Below are 641 nucleotides of genomic sequence, written 5' to 3' on the forward strand. Positions count from 1 at the left end.
CCTCGGCAAGTCCAGCGGGATAGGCAGGCCGTTCGAGCAGCGACAGCAGGATCCGAGCCCGCGTCGGATCTGCCAGGGCCCGGCCGATCCGATGCATCGCGTCCAGCCTGGAGGAAGTAGTCAGCACGGGCTGAACTATACAGTTTGTGCTGAACCGTCCGTGAGGTCGGGGGTGCAACGGGAAGTCATCAGCTTCAGCGTCGGAGGTGGGTGTCGCGTTGGGCGGTGTAGGCGCTCCAGTCTCGTGAGGCCAGGGCGGCCCACCGGGTGGCGGTGTTGGGGGCCAGGCCGAGCACCTCTGCCAGGATCGGGGTGGGCATGCTCGCAGCAAGCTGGAACATGGCGGCGTTGCGGGCGGCCATGGGCTGGATGCCGCGTTCGACGAGCTGGGCGCGGACGTTCTCCGTCGCCAGGTGCTTGCCCGGGATGCCGCCGGGGAAGAGCCAGGTGTCGGGACGGCTGACGTAGGAGGCCTGCCCGCGACGGGTCAGGTGGGTGCGGACGAGGCGGTCGAGCGGGCCCGGCAGCTCGACGGGGAAGGTGTCGAACGTGGCCGTGGTGACGCCGACGGCGTCAACGGTGATCTGGTCGGCGCGCATGCGACAAACCCGGGCCAGGGGTTGGGCGTAGAGCAGGACGAA

The 641-nt window shown here is 69.3% G+C and carries 2 pseudogenes; both read right to left on the minus strand.

The window, feature by feature from the left end:
- Window positions 1–127: pseudogene (locus Q0967_RS17300) on the minus strand (transcriptional regulator); the annotation flags it as partial.
- 67 nt (window positions 128–194) lie between these two features.
- Window positions 195–641, minus strand: a pseudogene (locus tag Q0967_RS17305) (hypothetical protein); the annotation flags it as partial.

This window comes from uncultured Serinicoccus sp. (genome assembly GCF_947500995.1).
Lineage (GTDB): Bacteria > Actinomycetota > Actinomycetes > Actinomycetales > Dermatophilaceae > Ornithinicoccus.